Raw genomic sequence first — 23,175 nt, forward strand, 5'->3', positions numbered from 1 at the left:
GGCGATTCATGCAATACGCAAACTATCAGGACAAAATTGCCTACAGTCAGGAGAAAGCCAACAAGGTCTCTCTCGGCGAAACCACCCATGGGCGCATGACCCTCTGGTGTCTGTTGCCCGGACAGCATATCCATGCCCACGTCCATGCCGGTGATCATTACTGGGTCGTGCTCGAAGGCACAGGGAATTATCTGGCCGAGGCGCACGAGAAGGTGGCTGTCTCCGCCGGGACTGTTCTGGTTGCGCCCGCCGGTGAATCTCACGGAATTGAAAATTCAGGGACTGAAGGTCTGGTCTTCGTCAGCGTCTCCGCCGGCTAGGAACAAGCATCGCCCAAATAAAAAGCCCAGCCCCTCATCGCGAGGCGCTGGGCTTTTTGCGTTGTATCTTCAAGGTCAATGATGAAGTTGAAATTTACGCACCGCGCGATTGTGTTCGGCGAGGGTGCTAGAAAACTGATGAGTCCCATCGCCACGTGCCACAAAGTAGAGGTAATCGCTCTGGGCCGGCTCGGCCGCGGCCTGCAGCGCCTTGAATCCCGGGCTGGCAATCGGTCCCGGTGGCAGTCCCCGATTCAGATAGGTGTTGTAGGGGCTTTGGGTTTGCAGGTCCTTGCGGGTCAGATTCCCATTAAAATCCGGGATCCCGTAGATGACGGTCGGATCCGTCTGTAACGGCATGTTGCGTGCGAGGCGGTTATAAAACACCGCCGAAATCAACGGCATCTCCTCTTCCTGGCCGGTCTCCTTCTGGATAATCGAGGCCAGGGTCAGTAACTGATGGCGGTTGAAATGGGTTTTGTGTTTGTCGAGTTTCTGCAGGCGGAGCAGCTGGAGCTCAGTTTCATTGACCATCATCCGCAGCAGCTCAAACCGGCTGATACCGGGGACAAAGTGGTAGGTTTCGGGAAACAGGTAACCTTCAAGCGACTTGGCCTTGACGCCGAGTTTGTCGAGAAAGGCGGCATCTTGAGCAGCAGCGATGATTTTAGTCTGGTCAGCGACCCCTGCTTCAGCCAGGCGTCGGGCGATCTGCTGGAGATTAAACCCTTCCGGGATGGTAATGCTCACCTGATCAACATCGCCAGCGGTAAGTCGATCGAGAACGACGCTGGCTGCTGCGGCGCGGGTAAAGCTGTAGGTGCCGGCCTGGAGGGCTGTTGCACGTCCCTGAATGCGGGCCAGTAAGCGAAATGTCAGCGCAGAACGGATGATTTGATGATCGGCCAGGGTATTGGCGATGGAGAGCAGCGAGCTGCCAGACTCGATGCTCACAGAACTTTCGGCCGGCGGCGTAAGCGGTGAAAAGAGCGACCACCAGCCGAAGCCCAGAGTGCAGAACAGCCACACGACAAAAACCAGAAGCAGGCGGTGTCTCCAGCGAAAGCGCATTCTATTTTAGCCTAAAGGTTAAAGCGGTTTTCGCTGCCTGTGCGCAGGCGCTCAATATTGGCACGATGACGCCAGATGACGATTGTCGCAATCACCAGGGTGGCGACAACGAGCGGGATTGAACGTTCAAAGAACAGGACCAGAAAAGGGACCGCAGCAGCGGCTGTAATTGACGCCAGTGAAATAAACCGCCACAGATAAAGGACTACAACGAAAATACCCAGCACGCCGAGCACGGAAAACGGAGAGAGAACCAGAAAAATTCCGAGGGCGGTCGCCACGCCTTTTCCCCCCTTGAACTTCAGATAAACCGGATAACAATGGCCAAGGAAGGCAGCCAGCGCAACACCGGCGACTTGCTCAACGGGAAGATGCAGCGTATAAACTGCAATCGCCACCGGAAAAACCCCCTTCAGGCAATCACCCACCAGAGTCAAAATTCCGAGTTTACGCCCCGCCACGCGGTAGACATTGGTCGCCCCGATATTCCCGCTGCCGGTTTTACGGATGTCCTGGCCACCGACCATATGGGTCAACACGACACCGGTGGGAATGGCACCGATCAGGTAGCTGGCGAGGAGTAGTATGAAAAGGGTCATAGTGTTTTTCGGTTCGGAGTAGAGGGTGGGGGGCGGGTATGTATCTGTGCCCTCATGTCAATGTAGCCGGGTTCTTTATTGAGGCCTGTTTTTACCATTCTCGCACAGAAAAAAGCAAGATGGTTCACCTCTGGGCTGCTGCGTGTTCAGGTCCCTAAGGCTGAAGCGCTCCCTTTGAGATCGGGGTCGGAGAATTGCGGAATACGTTGTACGGCCAACAAGGAAACCAGGGCGAGAAGGGCGCCGAAAATAAAGGGGATGCGATAATCAACCAGCCAGAGTGCCCCGCCGATGGCCGGCATGACCACCGCGGCAACATGATTGATGGTGAAGCCGACCGCCATACTCGGGGCGATGTCCTGTGGATCCGCGACCTTCTGGAAGTAGGTGCGGATGGCGATGGCGAAATTGAATAGGATATGATCAAGAATGTACATCAGGATGACCACGATTTTAGAGCCGCTGAAGGCGTAGACCATGAAAATAGCGATGAGGCCGGCATACTCAAGCGACAGGACCTTGCGTTCGCCGAAGCGGACGATGGCCCGCCCGATCCTGGGACTCAGCAGATAATTGACCGCGTTGTTGACGACAAACAGCAGGGTGATCTCGGTCAGCGTACAGTGAAAGACCTCGACCAGCAGATAGACCGAAAAGGCGATAAAAATCTGACGTCGGGCGCCGGCCATAAAGGTCAGAAAATAATAGAGTGCATACTTCTTGCGGAAGATCATCTTGCGATGCTGCGGCGGCACGCGGGTATGAGTCGGGTCCTGCTGCAGGCCCCAGAGACCCGCGGCGAGGATCAGACTGCCGACCGCCAGAAACATAACTTCGTAGCTGCAGACCAGGCCGAGCAGAAACAGCAACAGGCCAACGCCGATGCTGGTCGCCGCCGCCAGGCTACGCAATCTGCCGAAAACCAGCGGCGATGTGACGGTGTCGAAATACTGCAGGGTCAGCGACTGATTGGTGGTCTCGTAGTAGTGAAACCCGAAGCTCATGATCAGCGTGGTGATCACCAGACCGGTGAAGCTGGGGAAGACCCCGGTCAGACCGATGCCGATGCCGAGACAGATGATGGAGAGCGCTGAGAGTTTGTGCTCGCGGATCAGCAGCAGCACGAAAATTGCCAGTAGCGCCAGAAAGCCGGGGATCTCGCGCATCGAACCGATGATCCCGATCTGCAGACCATTGAGACCGGCGGATTCCACGGCAAAGTTGTTGAACAGGATCATCCAGCACTGAAGTCCGACCACCGAGGCCGTGGTCTGGACAATCAAGAAGCGCAACATCGGGCGCTGTTCGGCTGAAACCATATCGAAAAATTTTGCGGACAAGGGCGGCACCTTTCAAAGGAGGATAGTCTGCGTCAATGTCCGTTAAAGATAAAGGATTAATATCATTCCCATGCCATGATATGTTGAACCTTTAGGTCCCACAACATGACGCTTGGAGATGACCATGTCAGAAGACCTGCAACTCGCGGCCAAGGTTCATTACGGTTTCCTGCCCGATGATTTTGACGATGACCGTCTGAACATTGCGATTAGTCTGCGCCCTCTGCATGCTCTCGGCGGGGACTACTGCAGCATTCTTCCCCTGGGGAAAGACCGGATACTGGTCGCTATCTGCGATGCGGTTGGTCATGGTGTCTCGGCGGCCCTTTTTGCCGCGCGGATCAATACCTATATCCTCACCCAGGCCAGGCCCGATCTGATCCCCTGTGATCTGGTTGCCGATCTGAACGCCTACCTGTGTAAACGCCTGGGCGATACTGGCATGTATACAACATTTTATGCACTGTTGCTGGATTTTGAATCCGGCAACATGTCCCTGACGGGGGCAGCCCACCCACCGGTCCTGCAACTGCAACAGGGGCAAGAGCGCTGCCGGGAATGGGAATCGATCATTACCTATCTCGGCATCGCCGACCCAATGCCGCTGCTTTGTGGTTCAGAGCGTCTGCCATTAAAAACCGGTGATCGGTTTCTGATCTATTCTGATGGCTTGATAGAGGTGGAAGACGTCGCGGGGCAGGCCTTCGGGATCGAAAGGTTGTCCCGGAGTTTTATTGCACATCGCCATCTCAGCGGTCAGGCATTGAATCAGGCCATACTCTCTGAGGCCGAGTCATACGCGGGGTTTGGTTTTCAGGATGATGTTTTGCTGATGAGCATTACGCTTAAGTAGTTTTCTGCTCTGAATTTTTTTAAACAGTGCAGGGTGGATTCCCTGCGTAAGTGGACCACTAAAAAGGCTGAGCTGAAAAGCAGGATATGATGGGGATCTTCAAAGATAAAAGGCCAGCTATCCAGCTGGCCTTTTATTACTCTATCTATTTACCAGGTTCAGGCGAGGTCAAATCGATCAAGGTTCATGACTTTATTCCACGCGGCGACAAAGTCGTGCAGGAACTTTTCTTGAGAGTCCTTACAGGCGTAGACTTCCGCGACGGCACGAAGCAGGGAGTGCGAACCGAAAATGAGATCGGCACGGGTGCCGGTCCACTTGAGTTCGCCCGTGGTGCGATCACGGCCTTCGAAGAGATCATCGACTTTTGAGGTCGCCTTCCAGGTGGTGCGCATGTCGAGCAGATTCACGAAAAAATCATTGGTGAGCGTCTCTGGCCGCTTGGTGAAGACGCCATATGGGGACTCTCCGAAGTTTGTCTTCAAGACACGCAAGCCGCCAATGAGAACCGTCATCTCGGGAGCGGTCAAGGTTAGTAACTGAGCCCGATCAAGCAGCAGCTCCTCTGCCGATACGCTGTATTTGGTTTTGAGATAGTTACGGAACCCGTCTGCGTCTGGTTCGAGTACGGCGAATGCCTCCACGTCGGTTTGCTCCTGTGTCGCATCCATGCGTCCCGGCGTGAAGGGGACGGTCACATTATGGCCGGCATTCTTCGCAGCTTTCTCAACCGCTGCACAGCCCCCCAATACAATCAAGTCGGCGAGGGAAACCTTCTTCCCGCCCGCCTGCGCGCTGTTGAACTCCTTTTGAATTCCCTCAAGGGTCTGCAGCACGCGCTTCAGTTGGGCGGGCTGGTTAACTTTCCAATCCTTCTGCGGGGCGAGCCGGATGCGCGCCCCGTTGGCCCCGCCGCGTTTGTCGGAGCCGCGGAAGGTGGATGCAGACGCCCAGGCCGTCGTGACCAGTTGTGAGACAGAGAGCCCAGTAGCGAGGATCTTCGCCTTAAGGGCGGTGATCTCCTGCAGATCAATCAATTTATGCGTGACCGCGGGGATCGGGTCCTGCCAGAGGAGCTCTTCCTCAGGCACTTCCGCGCCGAGATAACGCGAGCGCGGGCCCATGTCGCGGTGGGTCAGCTTGAACCAGGCACGGGCGAAGGCATCCGCGAACTCTTCAGGGTTGTCGTGGTAGCGCTTAGCAATCGGGTTATAGACGGGATCCATTTTCAGCGAGAGGTCCGCCGTGGTCATCATCGGACGGTGCTTCTTCGATGAGTCGTATGCGTCAACCACCATGTCCTCTGCGGCTACATCCCTCGCCAGCCACTGATGAGCGCCGGCCGGGCTCTTAACCAGCTCCCACTCGTATTTAAAGAGGACCTTCAGATAACCCATGTCCCATTTGGTGGGGTTCGGCTTCCAGGCGCCCTCGATCCCGCTGCCGATCGTATCGCCGCCTTTGCCGCTGCCGAAACTGCTCTTCCAGCCGAGGCCCTGTTCTTCAATGCCGGCGCCTTCCGGCTCAGGGCTGACATGGGCGGCATCGCCAGCACCATGGCATTTTCCGAAGGTGTGTCCGCCGGCGACAAGTGCGACGGTCTCTGCGTCGTTCATCGCCATGCGCGCGAAGGTCTCCCGTACGTCGATACCCGACGCGACAGGATCCGGTTCGCCGTTAGGCCCTTCCGGATTCACGTAGATCAGGCCCATCTGCACAGCGGCAAGGGGATTGTCGAGTTCGCGGTCGCCTTTATAGCGCTTATCCCCCAACCACTCGTCCTCTGATCCCCAGTAAATGTCCTCTTCCGGTTCCCAGATATCTTCGCGGCCGCCGGCAAACCCGAAGGTCTTAAAACCCATCGACTCCAGCGCGCAGTTGCCGGCGAGGATCATCAGGTCGGCCCAGGAGATTTTCTTGCCGTATTTCTGCTTGATCGGCCAAAGCAGACGGCGCGCCTTGTCGAGGTTCACGTTGTCGGGCCAGCTGTTAAGCGGCGCAAGACGCTGGCTACCTGACCCTGCTCCGCCGCGGCCATCTCCCGTGCGGTATGTCCCTGCGCTGTGCCAGGCCATGCGGATGAAGAGCCCGCCGTAGTGACCGTAGTCGGCCGGCCACCAATCCTGAGAGTCGGTCATCAGCGCAAAGAGATCCTGCTTAACGGCAGAAAGGTCAAGACTCTTGAACTCCTCAGCGTAGTTGAACACTTCGCCCATAGGATTGGACAGGGAAGAGTTCTGATGAAGTATCTTAAGGTTCAACTGGTTCGGCCACCAATCGCGGTTCGAGGTGCCGCCGCCAGCTACTTGTTTGCTGGTTCTGCCCGTGACCGGGCACTTGTTTGCTTCATTCATAAAATTTTCTCCTGTTTATGATGACCTCATTCACGACACTGCACAGGAAATGACCATCTTTTCCAGAAATAAGCGCCCTGAAGAAGTGCAGGCTGAGAAGATCTATTTTATTCTTACCACTGCTTATGATTTTGTCAATACTTATAGATAATAGTTATCCGTAAGTGCTTAAAAAAATATGCGCCCTACTTTTTTTGACAAGAGGGACAGACACCAAAGAACGTGACCTGGTGTGAATCGATGCGGAAACCGCTTGCATTGGCGATTTCTGTCGTCATTTGGTCTGGCAGGTTGACTTGGGGATCGCTGATCTTTTTACATTGGGTACAGATCAGATGAGGATGAGGATAGGGTTTGTTGCCGTCGTAACGTTTTCCCCCATCCGTGAAACCAATCTCCAGGATTTCACCGATATCTTTGAGCAGGCTGACAGTTTTATATACCGTGGCTAAACTGGTCGTGGGGAAATTTACTTTGACTTCTTCATAGACCTGCTCAATACCAGGGTGATCCTGACTCTGAAGAAATATCTTGAGGATGGCTATGCGCTGCGGTGTGATACGGAAATCGCGTTGGCGAAGTTTAGTCAGGATTTCATCCAATCGCGACTGAATATTACTCATTTTGTGTTCCTTTATAAGAGGCCCCCTGATGAGAATGATTGTTAATAAACAATCACAAAATGCCAGCGGTATGTCAAGCCGCTATCTCAGATCATCACTTCAGGGCAATGGGACTCTGTCAGCACATAGTATCGTTCGGTTCTCGGAGGCCTTCTGCTCTCGAACAGTTTTCTTGAGCTTCTCAAAAGGCAATATTTTTGAAATATAGTTCTATTCAGTCTAATATTATTTTCATAAATGAGCCCTTGCTGCCAGCTCGGGCAGTTAACCTATAGATGTTTTTCTAGAGGAACTGAAAGGCCAATTGCCTCCGTGCAATTTGAATCCGTCCTGCTTATACAGGCCAGATGAAGCGGAGTTGCTCTTTTGTTCTATTCCGCGGAGACTGGAGGCTTGGTGTCGGAAATTTACCAAAAACTTTGTCTGTAAGTGAGAATTTAAACTTCGGCACCCCACCTTATTTGAAGCAGGTGAGTCACCGGATTGTATGAATTTCCTGACACCTCGAAATTTCATTTCGAATAATGGATCATATCGTGCAATAAAAAAGAACGGTGTTATTTTACGTTTCAGACGCAGATGCCAGGGGGGCTATCAGGAGAGCCCGTTATGCTGTCTTGGCACGCGTTTGAGAGATGTGCGTTGATCGTGTTGACGTACTGGCCGGATTGTCTATCTCTGTAACAGATTAAGGTCACAATCTTATGTTTCTGGAATATTGGGGGAAAAAACGCCTGATTTTCAAAATCTTCGTCTGTGCCATGGTGCTCTTTTTGGTGCCGATCGGAGTGATATCCAATCTTACTTTCCGGCACCTGCGCACAATCAAGGATGTTTCGCTTCAGGAGGTCAGAAATGCGCTACTCACAGCACAAATTGACTTTTTAAAAAACCACCTGGCGCAAAAAGCGGGAAAAATTTCCACGGAATTTTCAGATATCCGCGATGAGGTGCATCTGCTTAGCGCTTTGTCCCAGGCTATTTTGGAAAATCCGGACAATTTTCGGTATCGGAATGGCAGTCATTACCGGTTGGATGAGGTTGGTGATTACTCCAACCCGGTAGATGACGGAAATTCAAGTCTGTATGTCCCCCGGCGGCTGCCCTCATTGGATTCGCTGATTCCAGCGATGGAAAATTTCGGTAGCGCGAAGTCACCACGAAATATTCCAGAGTACAATACCTCGCTTGATTCGTTGATTTCGGCAACTGAAAGTTTGGATATTATCCTCAAGCCTTTGGTGAAATCAGAGCCACGGGTGGTTCTTGGATGGTTTATTCATAAAGATCTCATCAGTCGCACTTACCCATGGCGGGATTTCAAGCATCTACCTCGCTACCCAAAGGTAACCTCCTGGCCTTTCTACTATCTTTCAGATCCTGCGCATAATCCCTCGAGGCAAGAGGTTTTTACTCCGGTCTACACCGATCCGTTGACGCAGGATAATATGATTTCCTGCTTATCTCCGGTCTTTGTCGGCGGGGAGCAACGCGCCACCGTTGGTGTTGATATCACCGTAGAAACTCTGCTCAAGGAGATTCGCCAGGTTCGTTTGACCGATGGCTCGAGCACCCTGCTCATGTCGCATGGTGAGATAATCGCTGCCTCTGAGAATCTACCCCTCGCCGTCCTTGGTTTGAATCCCACGCTACCTTCCGCTGGCCAGTCTCTTACGCCTGAGTTCCTTTCCGCAACAGGTCGGGCGGTCGTGGGGCCGAAGCGAGATAAGTTTGGCGTAGATTTCGTTAATACCCCAGAGTTAAGAGCTTATGTGGGATATGCCCAAGTCGAATCGTTAGGTTGGCAGCTTTTTCTTTTGGTTCCAGAAGAGGACCTGCTCGGCCCGGTGAATAAAAAAGCTCAAGCAATATTTTCAGAAACTGAGCGAATTCGGGGAAACTTCGTGCATTTTCTGGTTTTTGCCGTCCTCGCAATGGCAAGCATCGGCTATGTGGTGGTGGCCCACCAGTCTCGCGGGCTGCGCACCCTCCTGGCCGGCATTCGCGAATTCGGCCGCGGCAACCTTACCCACAGGGTCCGCGATGAAGGGACTGAGTTTGGCGACCTCAGCCAGGCCCTAAACTCCATGGCGGAGAGCCTTCTCGTGCAAAATCAGAAACTTGAAAAGGCAAACGCTGAAGTTGAACAGGGGCGCAAACTTACAGCTGTTGGTCGTCTGGCGGCCGGGGTGGCGCATGAGGTCAATAACCCTCTGGCGACCATCTCGACCTATACACAGCTCTTGCTGCGGCGTTCGGACCTTTCCGGTGAAGCCTCCGATAATTTGCAAAAAGTCATGGGTGAAATTGATCGCATACAACTAATATTGCGTAATTTCCTGAATCTCTCCCGTTTGCAGAAATTAGTAAAAACCAGAGTTAATCCGGATGTCCTGGTACGAGATGTTGTCGAGATGGCCAGGCATGAAGCGGGTGCCATGGGGGTTGAGTTGCACCTGTTTCTCAGTGAAACCCCAGCGGATTGTTGTCTCGATCAGTCAGGCTTCAAGCAGATATTATGGAATCTATTGGGCAACGCCATCGCTTCTCAGACAGAGGCGGGACAGGTGCTGATTCGGACCAGCTACATTTTATCTGAAAGTGAATCATCCGTATTCATCCTTGAGGTCGAAGACGAGGGGCCAGGGATTTCGGAAGAGGTGATGCCGCATATCTTTGACCCCTTCTTTACGACCAAGGAGGTGGGGAAGGGGACGGGGCTTGGTCTGGCCGTTGTCAGCAGCATTGTTGACGGTCACCATGGCAGAATTGAGGTCCAAAACCTGAGCCCCAAAGGGTGCCGATTTCGCGTGATATTTCCTGCAGGAGAGAGTGAATGAGTACTGTTGCCCGTCCCCGAATTCTGGTGGTTGATGATGATAAGGCCTTGCTTGAGGCGCTGGTTCAGGCATTGAGGCAGATGGGTTATGAGGTGCTTGGCGAACACGATCCCTTAAAAGGCTTGGTTGGAATCGGTTCCTGGGATCCAGATGTCGTAATCTTTGATCTCAAAATGCCGGGGATGGATGGTCTAGAGTTGTTACGCCGAGCACTCCTGATCGAGCCTGAACTGCCGGTCTTGCTCCTGACCGCACACGCGACGATAGAGACTGCTGTTCAGGCAGTGCGCAATGGGGCCTATGATTTTCTGGAAAAACCCTTCGACCTGACCAAAATCGAATTGACTCTGCAGCAGGCCCTCAATTATCGCGGGCAAAAGCGGCGTTATCAATTGCTTGCCGAAACTACTGCCCGGATAGGGACTTTTGAAGGGATTGTCGGGGAAAGCGCCGCGATCCGCGAGGTCATTGAGGCTGTAACGGCGGTTGCCGAAACCGATTCCACGGTTCTGGTAACCGGCGAAAGCGGAACAGGTAAAGAGCTGGTCGCTCGTGCTGTCCATGTTTCGGGTTCACGTAAGGAGAAACCCTTTATTACAGTTGACTGTGCTGCCATTCCCGATTCTCTGCTGGAAAGTGAGCTGTTCGGGCACGTCAAGGGCGCCTTTACCGGCGCATATCGAGAGCGGGCGGGCTATTTCGAAGCTGCAGCTGACGGTACTGTTTTCCTTGACGAGATTGGTGAGATCCCTCATGTCCTCCAAAAAAAACTGTTGCGGGTCCTGCAGGAAAAAACCTTTTCGCGCGTCGGAGAATCCCGACAACGAACCTCCGAAGCACGGATCGTGGCCGCGACCAACCGGAATCTTGAAAAATGGGTGGCAGAGGGTGGGTTTCGCGAGGATCTCTTCTACCGGCTCAAGGTGATCGAAATCCCTGTCCCCCCCTTGCGTGAGCGGTCGGAGGATATCCCCTTGTTGGTTCAACATTACCTCGGCCGACTCAACCGCAAGCTGAATCGTAAGATTCAGACGGTTAGCCCTGAAGTTATGGCTATTTTTCAACGCTATCCCTGGCCTGGAAATATCCGGGAACTGGTCCACCTGCTTGAGCAGATCATGACCTTCCATAATCCGGAAAGACTTGATCCTCTTCATCTTCCGGCTTATTTGCGCAGCGACTCTATTTCGGCATTGCCCCCTGAATCTTATGCCAGCCTCAAAGAGAAATTACTCGCCGAAGTGGGCATCGAGTACTTCAGAAAACTGCTCGGTTATTATCGGGGCAATGTGACACGCGTAGCCGAGCACGCTGGGCTCAACCGCAGACATCTAAGTCGGTTGTTGCAGCATCTTGGCCTCGATCCCGCCCTTTTTCGTAAATAATGAGACAATTTTGTCCCGGTTTCCCCTTGCTTTCCGCACCCGGGACATAGATGTCCCGTCTCTCAGCTCAAGATAGGGCTATTAATGTCTCTATCTCCGTCCCTCAGGTCCACTTCGCTGAAAATAGATAGAACAGTGTTTATCCAATTCTGAAATAAAAATCCCTTTAGTTTAAGTAACATACAATTGAATATCAGCAGTTTTATGCGCGATATATTTATTGTGGAACGTTGTTTGAATATACCGAGGGCGAGTTAATGTCATTCGTCTTGCTACCAATAAGGGAGGATCTGTGAAATGAAAAAAACCGTAATTTCTTTGTGTCTGGGACTAACTTTTCTCTGGGTAAGTGCCGCCGGGGCCGTGCTGGTCGATCCCTACGACAATATTCTCCCCCCCGATGGGCTTTATGGCCTTTATTACGGCAATTACTACCAGGCGGATCGGATAAACGATGCCAGCGGCAACAAGGCGCTCGACATCGATCTTACCGCGAAAGTCAGTCTTTTGCGTGGGCTCTATTATCACCATTTCGGGAAAATACCTATTGCGCTCCAGGTCATTGTCCCCTTTGGTGAAGTTAAAGAGACGAAGTTGCTGAATGAAAAATCCTCGGGTCTGGGAGATATCACCTTCGGTCCTGGCGTCTTTCTTTACACGAATGAAAAAAGTGGCACCTACCTTTCGTACTGGCTCTACCTGACAGCGCCGACCGGCGAGTGGAATATGAATCAAGCCATCAATCTCGGTCAAAACCACTGGTATTTTGAGCATCAGCTTGCCCTGGAGCAGTTGTGGAAAGGGTTCGTTTACGACATGAACCTGAACCTTTATCACCACAATAAAGAATCGGACAACAACTTCCAGGCGCCAAAGAGGTTCGAGGTGGAAGCCAGCCTGGGTTACCAGCTCACTGACAAGCTGATCCTGGGTGTGAATGGTGGCGGCTACTGGGATCTGGAGAATGGCAAGGTTGGCGGAAGCTCCGTTGCCGACACCAAGGCCAGAAGACTTCAATTCGGTCCGACCCTCGGCTATCAGGCCACCGAAAAGATTGGAGTCAATCTTCGCTGGACCCACGATCTGAGCGCAAAAAACGATACCCAGGGAGATGATGTTTGGCTGCGACTGTCTTATGCCTTCTGATGCAGCGGGAAGCCTTTACAGCTGCGAAAATAACCGACAAATAAACAAGAGGTTTAAAATTATGCGAAATACACTGTTGATCCTGATCGCCCTGTTTTTTTCGATGGGGGTCCTCGCCCCCGGAGCCATGGCCTTCAGCAAAGATTCGTTGGTCTGGCAGAAGTGCACCGGCTGTCATGCGCCCAAGGCTAATAAAATCTCCAGGGTTGAAGAGCTACGCACCACACCCGAGGAGTGGGCGGTCATCGTCGATCGTATGGCCAGACTGCATGGGATGGATTTGAAGCCGGGTGAGATGAACCCGCTCATCAAAGAACTTTGCTCCACCCAAGGCCTGACGGCTGCGGAAGCTGCCCAGGTGAATTACCTCGATCTCTACAATAATCCACAAAATATTGAGAAACCACTGGCCACCGATCCGGAGAAGTTGTTTGTCACCTGCGTGCGTTGTCATAGTGCGGGGAAAATCCATTCTTACCGGATGACCGAATCCGCGTGGAAAAAGGTCCGCGACTTCCATCTCTACACAACTCCGACTGTTCTGAGTCAGATGCGGGAAATGAAATGGATTCCCGAGGCCGACGCCGTACTGGCGCAGCTGGCCAAGAGTCAACCCTATGGTGCCGCTCTGAAACCTTCTAAGAATTCACTCCCTGCATCATGGCTGATTCTGGGGTACGAACCCATCAAGGGGAATTATCGCGGACAGGCGTCGCTCAAAAAAACTGCCAACGGGGATTATGCGGTAGTCGGTAATTTACAGTATGCGGACAACACGACCGAGAGCTTCAGCGGTGATGCCTCCCTTTATGGTGGTAGCGCTTTCCGGACCAATTTAGAGCGCAACGGTTTTAAAACGACAGGTGCTTTCGCCTTCGCCGACGGCATGCTGCGCGGCCAGCACAATTTCCCGGCGCCAAATTTTCGTAACTCAACCAGCAGTTGGTATCCCCAGAATGGCAAGTCACGCGTGCTCAAGCTGAGCCCCGGCTATCTGGTCGATGGTGAAACCACAACCCTGGTGCTGGAGGGGGTCAACCTGCCACAGGTGAAGACCGCTGATGTCACTACCACGAATGACGCTATAACAATCATCTCGTTAAAACAGTTGGGCACCAATGCCATTGAGGTCCAGGCTCTCTACCGTGGCAAAGGGGCGGCGCAGGCTAAACTCAGCGTTAAGGGGCTTGTAGCCGGGACGTTGAACCTGGTCGCGCAGATTGATTATATCGCCATCACCCCGGAGTTGGGGCGTGCCAGGGTCAGCGGCGGACCGCACTTTCCTTCGGAAGGGGTGCAGTTTGAAGCGATCGCCTATTCCAAAGGGACCAACGCCGACGATCCGGCAGACGATGTAGCGCTGGGCCCGGTTGCCGCCAGCTTCACCTTGAAGGAGCTGGTGACCCGTCCCGGTGATGACGATCTGCGTTGGCTGGGAGATATCGGGGCCGCCGGGACTTACATCCCTTCCAGCGACTATGGCCCAATCCCCGAAAGAGCATTTCATGCTGAAGGAACTGGTCTGGTCAAAGTCATGGCTGAGTATAAGAAAGACAAGCGCAGTTATTCGGCAGAGGCCAGGTTGGTGGTCACCGAACCCGACTTTATTCCAAGGATAAAGTAACCATGAATTACCTGTGGGCAGAGCATAGGGTTTTTCCGGCCGGCGATGGCGCGATTCTCTTCGGGGTGGATCATGCAAGTCTGTTTTTTATCGACGCGCAGACGCGCGAGGTTCTGCAGCGCTTGGGTTCTCGACCCTCCCTGAATCTTAGCGAGACAGCCCCGCAGGATCGAGAGATTCTGTCCGGGTTGCGAGAAGCGCGTTTTTTACGGCCGGAAATCACCATGGAAAGACCCGCTCCAGTGCTACCTGATCCACAGGGGATTCCCTTGGCGACTATGGTATTGGAAGTGGCGCAGGATTGTAATCTGCGCTGCACCTACTGCTACGCTGAAGGCGGCGGCTACGGCGGCGAAAGGCGCCTGCTCACTCCACAAACAGCCCGCAAGGCCGTTCGTCTTCTACTCAGAGAAGCGGCCGATCGCGAGGTCGTGACTCTGGTGCTGTTTGGCGGCGAGCCGCTACTCAACATGCCGGCGGTCAAAGCTGCGATCGAAGAGGCGGTCCTTAAAGGGGGGGAGGCAGGGAAAAAAGTCCAGATATCGCTGACCACCAACGGCACCCTGCTTAGCCCTGAGATTATCGCCTTCTTGCACCACCATCGTGTCGGCGTTTCAATCAGCCTCGACGGTCCTCCTGACCTGCACGATGCCAACCGTCCCGATATCAGCGGACGGGGAAGCTACACCAGAATCCTGCCGAAGCTGCTGCAGCTGTTGCACAACACCCCGGCGCCGGTTGGCGCGCGGGTGACCCTGATCCCGAATCAATGGAGCCGCATCGAAGAGGTCTACGATCACTTGATCAGTCTCGGCTTTCATGAGGTCGGCATTGCCCCGGCCAGTCCGATTACCAACGAACTGCTTCCCGACAGCGACCAGGAAGAGATCCTTCTCCAGGGTTTTGCCACCATGGCTCGCCGCTTCAAGGAGGAGGCTGAAAAAGGCCGGATTCTCCCGTTCAGCAACATTCTCGACCTGCTCGGTCGGCTCCATCTGGGACAGACGAAATCGATCGCCTGTGGCGCGGGCTTCGGTTATCTGGCGGTCGATGCCGCTGGCGACTTCTTTCCTTGTCACAGGTTAGCCGGCGAGGAGATCTTTCGCGTCGGCGACCTTGATTCAGGTATCGATATGCACAAAATCAGCGCCAGCCTGGCAACACTCACCGAAGGGAAAGCCCAAATGTGCTCGGACTGCTGGGCCCGAACCCTCTGTGCCGGGGGCTGCCACTACGAGAACCATCTCCGGGAGACCAAATTGGGAATGCCCCCGGGGGGCAGCTGTCATTTTATCCGCAGCTGGTTGCAGCTCGGTATCGAACTTTATGCTGAATTGCGCAGAACGGGCGCCGAGGCCCTGCTTGAGAGGCTAGAGAAACGGATCGCTGGTTAACAAATTAACGATATTTTTCACGAAAGGTAAAACTCATGGATAAGAAAAGACGGATTGAGGCCTTGAACCTGAAAGCCAAAGCCATAGAAGCATTGGCCGAGGGGGAAGGAAAAACGGTCGAGGCCCTTGCGGAAGGCGATCCCTTGAACATGCCGGTCGGCTGCACCACCATCTTTGATACCGGTTGGGAAACCAATCCACGCCCGGCCACTCCGGTCGGAAACTGCCTCTCTTCGGCGCGTGATTACGCCGGTTGTGCGGGTGATTGCTGGTGGCCAGCCCAGGTTCCAGACGGTCTCACCAACAGTCCTGATTTCGATGTGGCCTGTCCCAATATCGCCCGGGACTGGCGCACTCTGAAATAGTAAGGAGTTGCCGGCTGTTGACTCAGACACAGTGGCAACGCAGACGAAAACCCTTCATTTTCAAACAACAGGAGTAATTCATGGCTTTCAAAAAGTATTTATTTTTAGCAGCTTTGCTGCTTGGTACCACGCTGATCTGCAGTCGGGTCGAGGCCAAAGACCTGATATTCCAGATGGGGAACGAGATGATTCAGGTTATCGATGCCGACACCGATCACATCACCAACATCCCGATGAAGGGCGCTGCCCGTGATTCGTCTTTTACCGCTGACAAGAAGTTTCTCTATGTCACCGGCAGTCGCAGAGTCATCAACAAGCTTGACCTGCAAAAGATGAAGATCGTCAAAAGTATCAACGTCGAAAAAAAGGGCTGGGAGCGTTTCATCTACGGGATGGCGATCAGCCAGGATGGCAAGACCGGTTACGTGAGTGTTTTCTCCCGCCGCACCGAAAATGGTGAGGCGATCATCGGTGCGCCTGAGGTGCTGCAGATCAATCTCGACAACGGCAAAATACTGCGCAGCCTGAAAATCCCCTTCGGCGTGGTCAGCCTCTGCCTGGTCGAAAATGACACCAAACTCTATGCCGTCGGCCAGGACATTTTTACCATCGACCTCAGCCACAAGCAGATGAAAATAGTGGACACCATCCCCATGTTTGATAAGGGGATGAACATTCTGGCCTTATGGAACTACACCGAGGAGAACGGTGGCGTCTGGCTCTCTCCCTACTACTCAGCCGAGGGGATGGGTCTGCTGAGCATCGATACCAAGACCGGCAAGGTCAACGAGACCATGCTCAAGGGCGAGCCGCCTTTCGCCTATAACGCCATTTATTCACCCGATAAGACCAAGGCCTATGCGGTTATGGATGAGGTGGCGGTCATCGATCTGAAAACCAGAACCTACAGCAAAATTGTTCCCATTCCCGAAGGGACCTGCTACGGCATCATGCCGACCACCGACGGCAAGAAACTCTACGTCGGCGCAGGGGGCTCGACGATTACAGTCTTCGATGTCGCCAGCATGAAGCCGATCAAGGTGTTGCAGATGGAAACCGATGCCATGGGTTTGCGACGCTTGACGCTCTAATTAACCACTGGTGCGGAGCCGAAAAATCTGCATGCGGATTTTTCGGCTCCGCGTTTTTTATCTTGAAAGGCGGATATGGAATACGGCATACGTCTCTCTCGCCCGGTCTTGCCCTTAGATGATCCGCGGCAGTGGTGCCCGAAGAAATGGCGAGACTTGCTGCCTGACGGTCCCTTGACCGCCGTTTATTTTGGTTCCGAGTTCTGTCAGGATCTGCTCCCCGCGGCCAAAGAGGCGGAAGCGTTCTGCGTGCTGGCCACGGAAGCTGGCCTGGAAGCGGTCCTGCTGACTCCACCGGTCAGAACGGATGGGCTGCACCGGATTCAAACCCTGGTCAGCGCCCTTACAACCCGGGGTTATGCGCCGACCATTGTGTTTAATGACTTTGGGGTGCTGCACCTGCTGCGCAGCGCGCACCCCGCAAGTAAACGCCAGGCCGGCCGACTCCTCAATCGCGCCCTCAGAGATCCGCGACTTGTCGAAGAGTCGCCTGCAGCACAACGCCCAGAGACGGCCAGGGGGGGTCAGCTACGCACGCTGCTGCAGCGTTACGGTGTCGCAGGTCTGGAGACCGATCCCGACCTGACCGGGGGGTATCTCGGTGAACAGATGAGTGGTCTGCAGCGGGTATTGCATCTCCCCTACACCTTTGTGGCCTCGGGCCGCAACTGCCTGTTCAAGGCCGAAAGCAACAACGATCAAATGAATTTCGCCACTGGGTTGACCAATTCCTGTTCAGCGTCCTGCCGGGACCGCTGGCAGCAGGAGGAGCGCCAGGATCTTGCCTTTCCCCTCTGGCGGGCTGGGAACACACTTTTCTACGAAGCGCATCAAGCCGCGGTCGAAGCACATCTGGACCAGGTTGACAGAATTGTCGTCCACGAAAGGCCGTTGGCATGAAGCTGCTTGCTCCGTTGCGAAATTCCTCCGAAGTGGAACCCCTGTTGGCGGCCGGGGCAGAGGAATTCTACTGTGGCATAACCCCTCCTGCATGGCAGACGCGGTTCAGTCACAACTGGATCAATCGCCGCTCCCCCGGTTCGGCCGGGATCGACGATTTTGCTGATTTGCAGCGGATTCTGCTCCAGGCTGCAGGCCGTCCCGTTTACGTCACCCTCAACGCCCCATTTTACCCGGCCGGGTCGTTGGAACTACTGGTCGAGTTCAGTGCCGAACTCCTTGCCGCGGGGGTCGCCGGGCTGATCGTCGCCGACCTCAATCTGCTCCTAAGTCTGGTTGAAGCAGGGCTGGCCGCCAAAATTCACCTCTCAAGTCTTGCCACCTGCACCAACCAAGGCGCTGCGACATTTTTTCAGGAACTGGGGGTGTCCCGGGTCATCCTGCCGCGCCACCTGACCCTGGATGAAATCGCGTCGAGTCTGGTCCCCGGGCTCGATTTTGAGGTCTTCCTGCTGAATGACGGCTGCGTCTTTGAAGAGGGTCTCTGCGCGACCACCCACGCCGCCGGGGCCTTCTGTCTGAACGATGGTGAAGCTGTACCGGGGATCTCAGCGCAGACCCTGGAGGGGTACGCCTTCTGGAAGTGGACCCTGAACCATTGTGGCTGCAAAACCAATCATGGCTATCCTCTCGGACCCTGTGGCCTGTGTGCTTTACCGAGGTTGCGGCATATGGGCATCAGCAGCCTGAAGGTGGTGGGGCGTGAGGCCTCACTGCCGCGGAAGCAGGCCGCGGTCAGCCTGGCCGCCCAGGCGCTGCGCCTGGCGCGTTCCGGTGCTGGTCCGGAGGAGATTCGCGACAGGGTGATTGAACTGCGCGGTGGCGCGGCCCTCTGTCAAGGGAGGCACCTCTGTTACTATCCCGAGGTGTGGGCCGCGGCGCAATCCGGGGAGGGCAGATGCTGAAAGGGATAAAACTCTTTACCCGTCATCTGCGCGGCAAGAAGGGATTGCTGGCGGCGGTGTTTATTCTCGGCCTGGCCGGTTCGGCGTCATCCCTGGCGACCCCTCTGATCGGCAAGAGCTTTATCGACGCCGTCGCCGAGCGCAGGGATTTTTCCAGTGTGCCCTTGATCGCCGCCGCCCTGCTCGGCCTGGCTGTAGTTGACTTGCTGCTGGGAACTCTGACCCGGGTGGTGCATACCAAACTTTCGGCCGTGGTGTTGGTGGAGATCAGGGCGCGACTTTTCGCCCACTGCGTCAACGCACCGCTGGAGGCGCTGGAAAAATTTCGCCACGGCGATCTGTTGAGCCGGTTCGGCACCGATATTTCCAAGATCCAGACCCTTCTGGTCGACGGGGCCCTCGGGTTTATTCAGAACCTGATCTTTCTGGTTGTGGCAGCTACCATTCTGTTTAATCTCTCACGCCCTCTGGCGCTATGGTGTTTTCTCGGGATTATCCTCGCGCTGATTATCACCGCCGCCTTCCGTCGTCCCATCGAAGCAGGGACCAGAGGTATTCGCGAGGTGATGGCCGGGCTCTCGCATTTCCTTTCAGAGCGGCTGGGTGCCTTGCGCGCCGTGCGCCTGCACAGCGCGCAGCAGGAGGAACAGCAGCGCTTTGGTCGACATAACACCAACCTGGTCAGCAAACTGCTGAAGTTTCAGTTTTTGGATGCGGCGGCGACCGGCCTGCCCGGCATCATCCTGACCGCGAACCTGGCCTGGATCTATCTGCTCGGCGGCGGGTTGTTGGAGCGCTCGGAGATCAGCCTGGGGACTTTTGTGGCCTTTATCCTCTACCAGGGGCGGCTGTACGGGCCTGCTCGGGGGCTGCTGGGGTTGGTGCGCAATCTTCAGGAAGTGCGCGTGAGCCTGGACCGGGTCACCGAGGTGCTCAGCGATGAAGGCGAGCCCTGCGGGCAGCCAGAAGCTGAGGCGGATGGTGAGGCGGGGGTTCGCCTTGAGGAGATCAGCTATGCCTATCCGGGCAACCCCCTGGTGCTGAACGGAGTCAGTCTGCAGATTGTGCCCGGAGAGCGGGTGGCACTTTTCGGTACCTCGGGCGCAGGCAAGTCGACCCTGATCCAGATCCTTTTCGGCCTGCGCCGCCCACAGCAGGGGCGAGTTTACCTGGGTGAAAAGAGCATCGGCTACGCGGGGAGCGAGCCCTTTTTGTTGCATGCCTCAGTCGAGGAGAATCTGCGCTACGGCAACCCTCAGGCCAGCTTTGAAGCTCTGGTGATTGCTGCGCGGATCGCGGCGGCCCACGAATTTGTCGAGGGGCTGCCACAAGGCTATCAGACCATCATCGGCGGTCGAGGCCAGGCCCTCTCTGACGGACAGCGGCAGAGGCTGGGGATTGCTCGGCTGGTGTTGAGGCGGCCAGATATTCTGGTGTTTGACGAAGCCTTCTCAGCGCTGGATCCAGATACTGAAGCACGGGTGCGTCGTAACCTTTGGAGCCATTTTCAGGAGAAGATCATTCTGGTGGTCACTCATCGGCTCGGAGGTTTGAATGAGTTTGATCGCCTGTGCCTGCTGCAGGAGGGTCGGCTGCGGCAGGTTGATGAACACCAACTTCTCGCCGCATTGGTGACAGCTTCCGCAGCTGAAGGCAATGTCGAATCAGAGCCGGGGCCGGGACGGACTGTCAGGGTTAAGCCGCCGCAGGGACATCCCCCGCTGGAAGTGGCACGGAGATCGGCATGAACAAAAGATTGGTTTTTGAAACCACAGGCTCTTTGCGCATCGGCATTATCGACACGGGGGTCAACCCCTGGCATTCCCACGTGCGCGGTGAGGTGCGTGGACTCCGGATTTATTCAGACGCACAGGGAAGAATTCAGGAGGATGAGGACTTTCGGGACATGGTTGGTCACGGTACGGCCGTCGCCGGAATTCTGCGTCAGGGTCTCCCCGCCGCAGAACTTTTTGTGCTTCGCGTCTTTGATGGGGAGTTGAACTCCTATCCTTCATTGGTGGCTCGGGCGCTACTGCGAGCTGCTGCCGAGGGGTGTCAGATTATCAACCTCAGTCTGGGGATGCTTCATGGCTCGGGGGCCGAGGTCCTTGAACAGGCCTGTCGAACCGTTCTGGATGCGGGATCTGTGCTGGTGGCTGCTGGCCATCCGCAGAGGCCGGGTCTGCTTCCGGCGTCATTTCCTGGCGTGATCGGCGTAGTATCCGCTGAGCATCTGAAACCGGGGGAGATTGAGGTTAATCCGAATCGACCTTATTCATACCAGGCTTCGGGCTGGCCGCGCGACCTGGAGGGGCTGCCGCCAGGGGCCAATCTGTGGGGCAATTCTTTTGCCTGCGCCAGAGTCAGTCTCAATTTTGCCTTGAAAACTCCGGCCGGATTGAGGTCGTCGGAAGCGGTTATCTGAGTCAAATTTTCAATCATTTCACTGTCACTCGAAAGGGCAACTCATGAAGCATCTGCTGCGCATTAATATGGAGAGTCAAACCACACTCAGCGAAACTGTCGACCAGAAATATGCACTTTTCGGAGGGAGAAGTTTGATCGCCCAAATCCTCAACCAGGAGGTTGATGCCAGGGTAGTTCCCCTTGGTTCAGAAAATAAACTCATCCTTTGCCCCGGACTGTTTGTTGATACCGCGGCACCCTGCTCCGGGCGCATTTCGGTGGGGGGAAAGAGTCCACTGACCAAAACGATTAAGGAAGCCAACGCCGGCGGGACCATGGCTAAAAGAATGGCCGCCTTGGATTTGCATGGACTGGTTTTGGAGGGTCAGCCACCCAAGGACAAATGGTTTGTGCTGGTGGTGGATGCCTCTGGGGTCGAGTTTTTGTCGGCTCAGACTTACCTTGGAATGAACAACTACCAACTTGGGGAAGAGTTGAGAAAAAAGATGGGGAGTGATATCTCCATCGCTTCGATCGGTTTGGCCGGAGAACGGGGCTATTTGAACGCTTCGATTCAATTTACCGACCTTGACGGGCACCCTTCCCGGGCCGCTGCGCGCGGTGGCCTCGGTGCCCTGATGGGCTCCAAGGGGGTGAAAGCGATCGTCTTCAAGGATCCGGAGACGACGGATTGGGCGTATGTGGCCAAAGCGAATTTTGTTGCGGCCAACAAGGCTTATGGCCAGGCTATTCTGGCGCACCCCTTTTCGGGACAGGGCCTGCCTGCGCTGGGGACCGCTCTTTTGGTTAACGTGACCAACGAAATGGGCATTTTGCCGACGCATAATTTCAGCAAGGGGCGTTGGGAGCATGCCGAAGAGACCAGCGGCGAGCGGATCGCCGAGCTGCAAGCAGAACGGGGCGGCAAGCAGACCCATGCCTGCCAGCGCGGCTGCACCATTCGCTGTTCCCAGGTCTATAACGACAAGGAGGGCAAATACCTGACCTCGGGGTTCGAGTATGAAACTATCGGGCTGTTCGGGGCGAACTGCGGAATTCGGGATATCGATGTTATCGCCAGACTGGACAGACTTTGTGACGACCTCGGCGTCGATACTATGGACGCGGCCTGTGCGCTTGGCATGTGTATGGAAGCCGGTCTGATAGCCTTCGGCGATGCCGCGGGGGCCTTGCGTCTTGCGCAGGAGATGATCGAGGGCACCGAACTGGGGCGGATTCTTGGTAATGGGACTGAAGCTACCGGTAGACACCTCGGAGTAAAGCGGATCCCTACGGTAAAAGGTCAGGCGATGGCGGCCTATGACCCCCGCGGGTTAAAGGGCACCGGGGTGACCTACGCGACAAGTCCTATGGGGGCCGATCATACAGCTGGTTGCACAGTCGGCGACCAGAGTCTTGATGGAAGGTGCAAGGACGGGCAGGTCGAACTTTCGCGTAATCTGCAGATCATGATGACAGTCTTTGACTCTCTGGGAATGTGTATTTTTTCCGGATTCTGCTGTGAAGATCCCAAGGTGCTCGGGTATCTGATCGATATGGCCGCTGCCAAGTTCGGCGGTGATTGGGACGTCAACCGTCTCATGGGTCTCGGGGTACAGACCTTGCTCTTGGAAAAGCAGTTCAATAAGGCTGCCGGTTTTACCGAGAAGGACGACCGTCTGCCGCAATTCATGTACACCGAGGTTCTCGAAACGGCAGGTACGACCTTTGATCTCACCACCGAGGATCTGGCCAAGACCCTCGCTTTTGGCGAATCAGTGTGAATAACTGCAACTCTGAAAAAGGGTTGAACAAACGCTGCGGATCGACGTCGAACTTTTTGCCACCATCCGGATCGGTCGCTTAAAGCAAGGGCAAAGCGGCTACCTGGACGAGGCT

General features: G+C 54.9%; 19 protein-coding genes. 14 read left to right on the forward strand and 5 right to left on the reverse strand.

Annotated elements, in window-relative coordinates:
* The first annotated feature begins 8 nt into the window (after nucleotides 1-8).
* Nucleotides 9-320 (forward strand): cupin domain-containing protein, encoded by a 312-nt coding sequence (locus D888_RS20275; RefSeq protein WP_020674644.1) that lies wholly within the window; start codon nucleotides 9-11, stop codon nucleotides 318-320.
* A 75-nt stretch (nucleotides 321-395) separates the two neighbouring features.
* On the opposite strand, the gene mltG is transcribed toward D888_RS20275, so the two are convergent.
* From mltG to D888_RS0100955, 3 genes are all read right to left on the reverse strand, one after another.
* On the reverse strand, nucleotides 396-1,391 hold the full coding sequence (mltG, locus tag D888_RS0100945) for an endolytic transglycosylase MltG (protein ID WP_020674645.1): 996 nt from the start codon (nucleotides 1,389-1,391) through the stop codon (nucleotides 396-398).
* Nucleotides 1,392-1,402: 11 nt separating this feature from the next.
* Complete coding sequence (gene plsY, locus D888_RS0100950; RefSeq protein ID WP_020674646.1) at nucleotides 1,403-1,990, reverse strand: glycerol-3-phosphate 1-O-acyltransferase PlsY; 588 nt, start codon at nucleotides 1,988-1,990, stop codon at nucleotides 1,403-1,405.
* 146 nt (nucleotides 1,991-2,136) lie between these two features.
* A complete protein-coding gene (locus D888_RS0100955; protein ID WP_033423290.1) occupies nucleotides 2,137-3,309 on the reverse strand; it encodes an MFS transporter in 1,173 nt (390 codons plus the stop codon).
* A 145-nt stretch (nucleotides 3,310-3,454) separates the two neighbouring features.
* Here D888_RS0100955 and D888_RS0100960 point away from each other — a divergent pair, with 145 nt between their 5' ends.
* Complete coding sequence (locus tag D888_RS0100960) at nucleotides 3,455-4,183, forward strand: PP2C family protein-serine/threonine phosphatase (RefSeq protein ID WP_020674648.1); 729 nt, start codon at nucleotides 3,455-3,457, stop codon at nucleotides 4,181-4,183.
* 158 nt (nucleotides 4,184-4,341) lie between these two features.
* On the opposite strand, the gene katG is transcribed toward D888_RS0100960, so the two are convergent.
* A complete protein-coding gene (gene katG / locus D888_RS0100965) occupies nucleotides 4,342-6,537 on the reverse strand; it encodes a catalase/peroxidase HPI (RefSeq protein WP_020674649.1) in 2,196 nt (731 codons plus the stop codon).
* Between the two features lie 185 nt (nucleotides 6,538-6,722).
* On the reverse strand, nucleotides 6,723-7,160 hold the full coding sequence (locus D888_RS0100975) for a Fur family transcriptional regulator (protein ID WP_020674651.1): 438 nt from the start codon (nucleotides 7,158-7,160) through the stop codon (nucleotides 6,723-6,725).
* 704 nt (nucleotides 7,161-7,864) lie between these two features.
* Here D888_RS0100975 and D888_RS0100980 point away from each other — a divergent pair.
* The 12 genes from D888_RS0100980 to D888_RS0101035 all read left to right on the forward strand — a co-directional run bounded on the left by D888_RS0100980 (nucleotide 7,865) and on the right by D888_RS0101035 (nucleotide 23,060).
* On the forward strand, nucleotides 7,865-10,000 hold the full coding sequence (locus D888_RS0100980; RefSeq protein ID WP_020674652.1) for a HAMP domain-containing histidine kinase: 2,136 nt from the start codon (nucleotides 7,865-7,867) through the stop codon (nucleotides 9,998-10,000).
* Entirely contained in the window at nucleotides 9,997-11,385 is a 1,389-nt protein-coding gene (locus D888_RS20280) for a sigma-54-dependent transcriptional regulator (RefSeq protein ID WP_020674653.1), read from the forward strand. Before D888_RS0100980 ends, D888_RS20280 begins: the two co-directional genes overlap by 4 nt.
* 297 nt (nucleotides 11,386-11,682) lie before the next feature.
* A complete protein-coding gene (locus tag D888_RS0100990; RefSeq protein WP_020674654.1) occupies nucleotides 11,683-12,531 on the forward strand; it encodes a SphA family protein in 849 nt (282 codons plus the stop codon).
* A 61-nt stretch (nucleotides 12,532-12,592) separates the two neighbouring features.
* The gene (locus D888_RS0100995; RefSeq protein WP_169513257.1) at nucleotides 12,593-14,155 is read left to right on the forward strand and encodes a hypothetical protein; all 1,563 of its coding nucleotides are present in this window, start codon (nucleotides 12,593-12,595) and stop codon (nucleotides 14,153-14,155) included.
* 2 nt (nucleotides 14,156-14,157) lie between these two features.
* Complete coding sequence (locus tag D888_RS20285; protein WP_020674656.1) at nucleotides 14,158-15,549, forward strand: radical SAM/SPASM domain-containing protein; 1,392 nt, start codon at nucleotides 14,158-14,160, stop codon at nucleotides 15,547-15,549.
* 35 nt (nucleotides 15,550-15,584) lie between these two features.
* Nucleotides 15,585-15,914 carry a quinohemoprotein amine dehydrogenase subunit gamma gene (qhpC, locus tag D888_RS0101005; RefSeq protein ID WP_020674657.1) on the forward strand — a complete coding sequence of 110 codons (330 nt, stop codon included), beginning with the start codon at nucleotides 15,585-15,587 and terminating at the stop codon, nucleotides 15,912-15,914.
* Nucleotides 15,915-15,994: 80 nt separating this feature from the next.
* A complete protein-coding gene (locus D888_RS0101010) occupies nucleotides 15,995-17,005 on the forward strand; it encodes a YncE family protein (RefSeq protein ID WP_020674658.1) in 1,011 nt (336 codons plus the stop codon).
* 75 nt (nucleotides 17,006-17,080) lie between these two features.
* Complete coding sequence (locus D888_RS22760) at nucleotides 17,081-17,905, forward strand: hypothetical protein (RefSeq protein WP_020674659.1); 825 nt, start codon at nucleotides 17,081-17,083, stop codon at nucleotides 17,903-17,905.
* A complete protein-coding gene (locus D888_RS20295) occupies nucleotides 17,902-18,870 on the forward strand; it encodes a U32 family peptidase (protein WP_020674660.1) in 969 nt (322 codons plus the stop codon). The genes D888_RS22760 and D888_RS20295 overlap by 4 nt, the downstream gene beginning before the upstream one ends.
* Nucleotides 18,864-20,618 carry an ABC transporter ATP-binding protein gene (locus D888_RS0101025; protein ID WP_020674661.1) on the forward strand — a complete coding sequence of 585 codons (1,755 nt, stop codon included), beginning with the start codon at nucleotides 18,864-18,866 and terminating at the stop codon, nucleotides 20,616-20,618. The genes D888_RS20295 and D888_RS0101025 overlap by 7 nt, the downstream gene beginning before the upstream one ends.
* Nucleotides 20,615-21,295 carry a S8 family peptidase gene (locus tag D888_RS22765; protein ID WP_020674662.1) on the forward strand — a complete coding sequence of 227 codons (681 nt, stop codon included), beginning with the start codon at nucleotides 20,615-20,617 and terminating at the stop codon, nucleotides 21,293-21,295. Before D888_RS0101025 ends, D888_RS22765 begins: the two co-directional genes overlap by 4 nt.
* 43 nt (nucleotides 21,296-21,338) lie before the next feature.
* Entirely contained in the window at nucleotides 21,339-23,060 is a 1,722-nt protein-coding gene (locus D888_RS0101035) for an aldehyde ferredoxin oxidoreductase C-terminal domain-containing protein (protein WP_020674663.1), read from the forward strand.
* Nucleotides 23,061-23,175 lie beyond the last annotated feature (115 nt).

The sequence above is a fragment of the Geopsychrobacter electrodiphilus DSM 16401 genome, assembly GCF_000384395.1.
Taxonomy (GTDB): Bacteria; Desulfobacterota; Desulfuromonadia; order Desulfuromonadales; family Geopsychrobacteraceae; genus Geopsychrobacter; species Geopsychrobacter electrodiphilus.

Excerpts from the sequence above, each read along its gene's own strand:
- plsY (WP_020674646.1), bottom strand. The coding sequence starts at position 1,990 with ATGACCCTTTTCATACTACTCCTCGCCAGCTACCTGATCGGTGCCATT.
- D888_RS0100995 (WP_169513257.1), top strand. The coding sequence starts at position 12,593 with ATGCGAAATACACTGTTGATCCTGATCGCCCTGTTTTTTTCGATGGGG.
- D888_RS0100955 (WP_033423290.1), bottom strand. The coding sequence starts at position 3,309 with ATGGTTTCAGCCGAACAGCGCCCGATGTTGCGCTTCTTGATTGTCCAG.
- D888_RS0100960 (WP_020674648.1), top strand. The coding sequence starts at position 3,455 with ATGTCAGAAGACCTGCAACTCGCGGCCAAGGTTCATTACGGTTTCCTG.
- D888_RS0101025 (WP_020674661.1), top strand. The coding sequence starts at position 18,864 with ATGCTGAAAGGGATAAAACTCTTTACCCGTCATCTGCGCGGCAAGAAG.
- D888_RS20285 (WP_020674656.1), top strand. The coding sequence starts at position 14,158 with ATGAATTACCTGTGGGCAGAGCATAGGGTTTTTCCGGCCGGCGATGGC.
- D888_RS0100975 (WP_020674651.1), bottom strand. The coding sequence starts at position 7,160 with ATGAGTAATATTCAGTCGCGATTGGATGAAATCCTGACTAAACTTCGC.
- D888_RS22760 (WP_020674659.1), top strand. The coding sequence starts at position 17,081 with ATGGAATACGGCATACGTCTCTCTCGCCCGGTCTTGCCCTTAGATGAT.
- D888_RS0101010 (WP_020674658.1), top strand. The coding sequence starts at position 15,995 with ATGGCTTTCAAAAAGTATTTATTTTTAGCAGCTTTGCTGCTTGGTACC.
- katG (WP_020674649.1), bottom strand. The coding sequence starts at position 6,537 with ATGAATGAAGCAAACAAGTGCCCGGTCACGGGCAGAACCAGCAAACAA.
- D888_RS20280 (WP_020674653.1), top strand. The coding sequence starts at position 9,997 with ATGAGTACTGTTGCCCGTCCCCGAATTCTGGTGGTTGATGATGATAAG.
- mltG (WP_020674645.1), bottom strand. The coding sequence starts at position 1,391 with ATGCGCTTTCGCTGGAGACACCGCCTGCTTCTGGTTTTTGTCGTGTGG.
- D888_RS0100980 (WP_020674652.1), top strand. The coding sequence starts at position 7,865 with ATGTTTCTGGAATATTGGGGGAAAAAACGCCTGATTTTCAAAATCTTC.
- qhpC (WP_020674657.1), top strand. The coding sequence starts at position 15,585 with ATGGATAAGAAAAGACGGATTGAGGCCTTGAACCTGAAAGCCAAAGCC.
- D888_RS0100990 (WP_020674654.1), top strand. The coding sequence starts at position 11,683 with ATGAAAAAAACCGTAATTTCTTTGTGTCTGGGACTAACTTTTCTCTGG.
- D888_RS20275 (WP_020674644.1), top strand. The coding sequence starts at position 9 with ATGCAATACGCAAACTATCAGGACAAAATTGCCTACAGTCAGGAGAAA.
- D888_RS22765 (WP_020674662.1), top strand. The coding sequence starts at position 20,615 with ATGAACAAAAGATTGGTTTTTGAAACCACAGGCTCTTTGCGCATCGGC.
- D888_RS0101035 (WP_020674663.1), top strand. The coding sequence starts at position 21,339 with ATGAAGCATCTGCTGCGCATTAATATGGAGAGTCAAACCACACTCAGC.
- D888_RS20295 (WP_020674660.1), top strand. The coding sequence starts at position 17,902 with ATGAAGCTGCTTGCTCCGTTGCGAAATTCCTCCGAAGTGGAACCCCTG.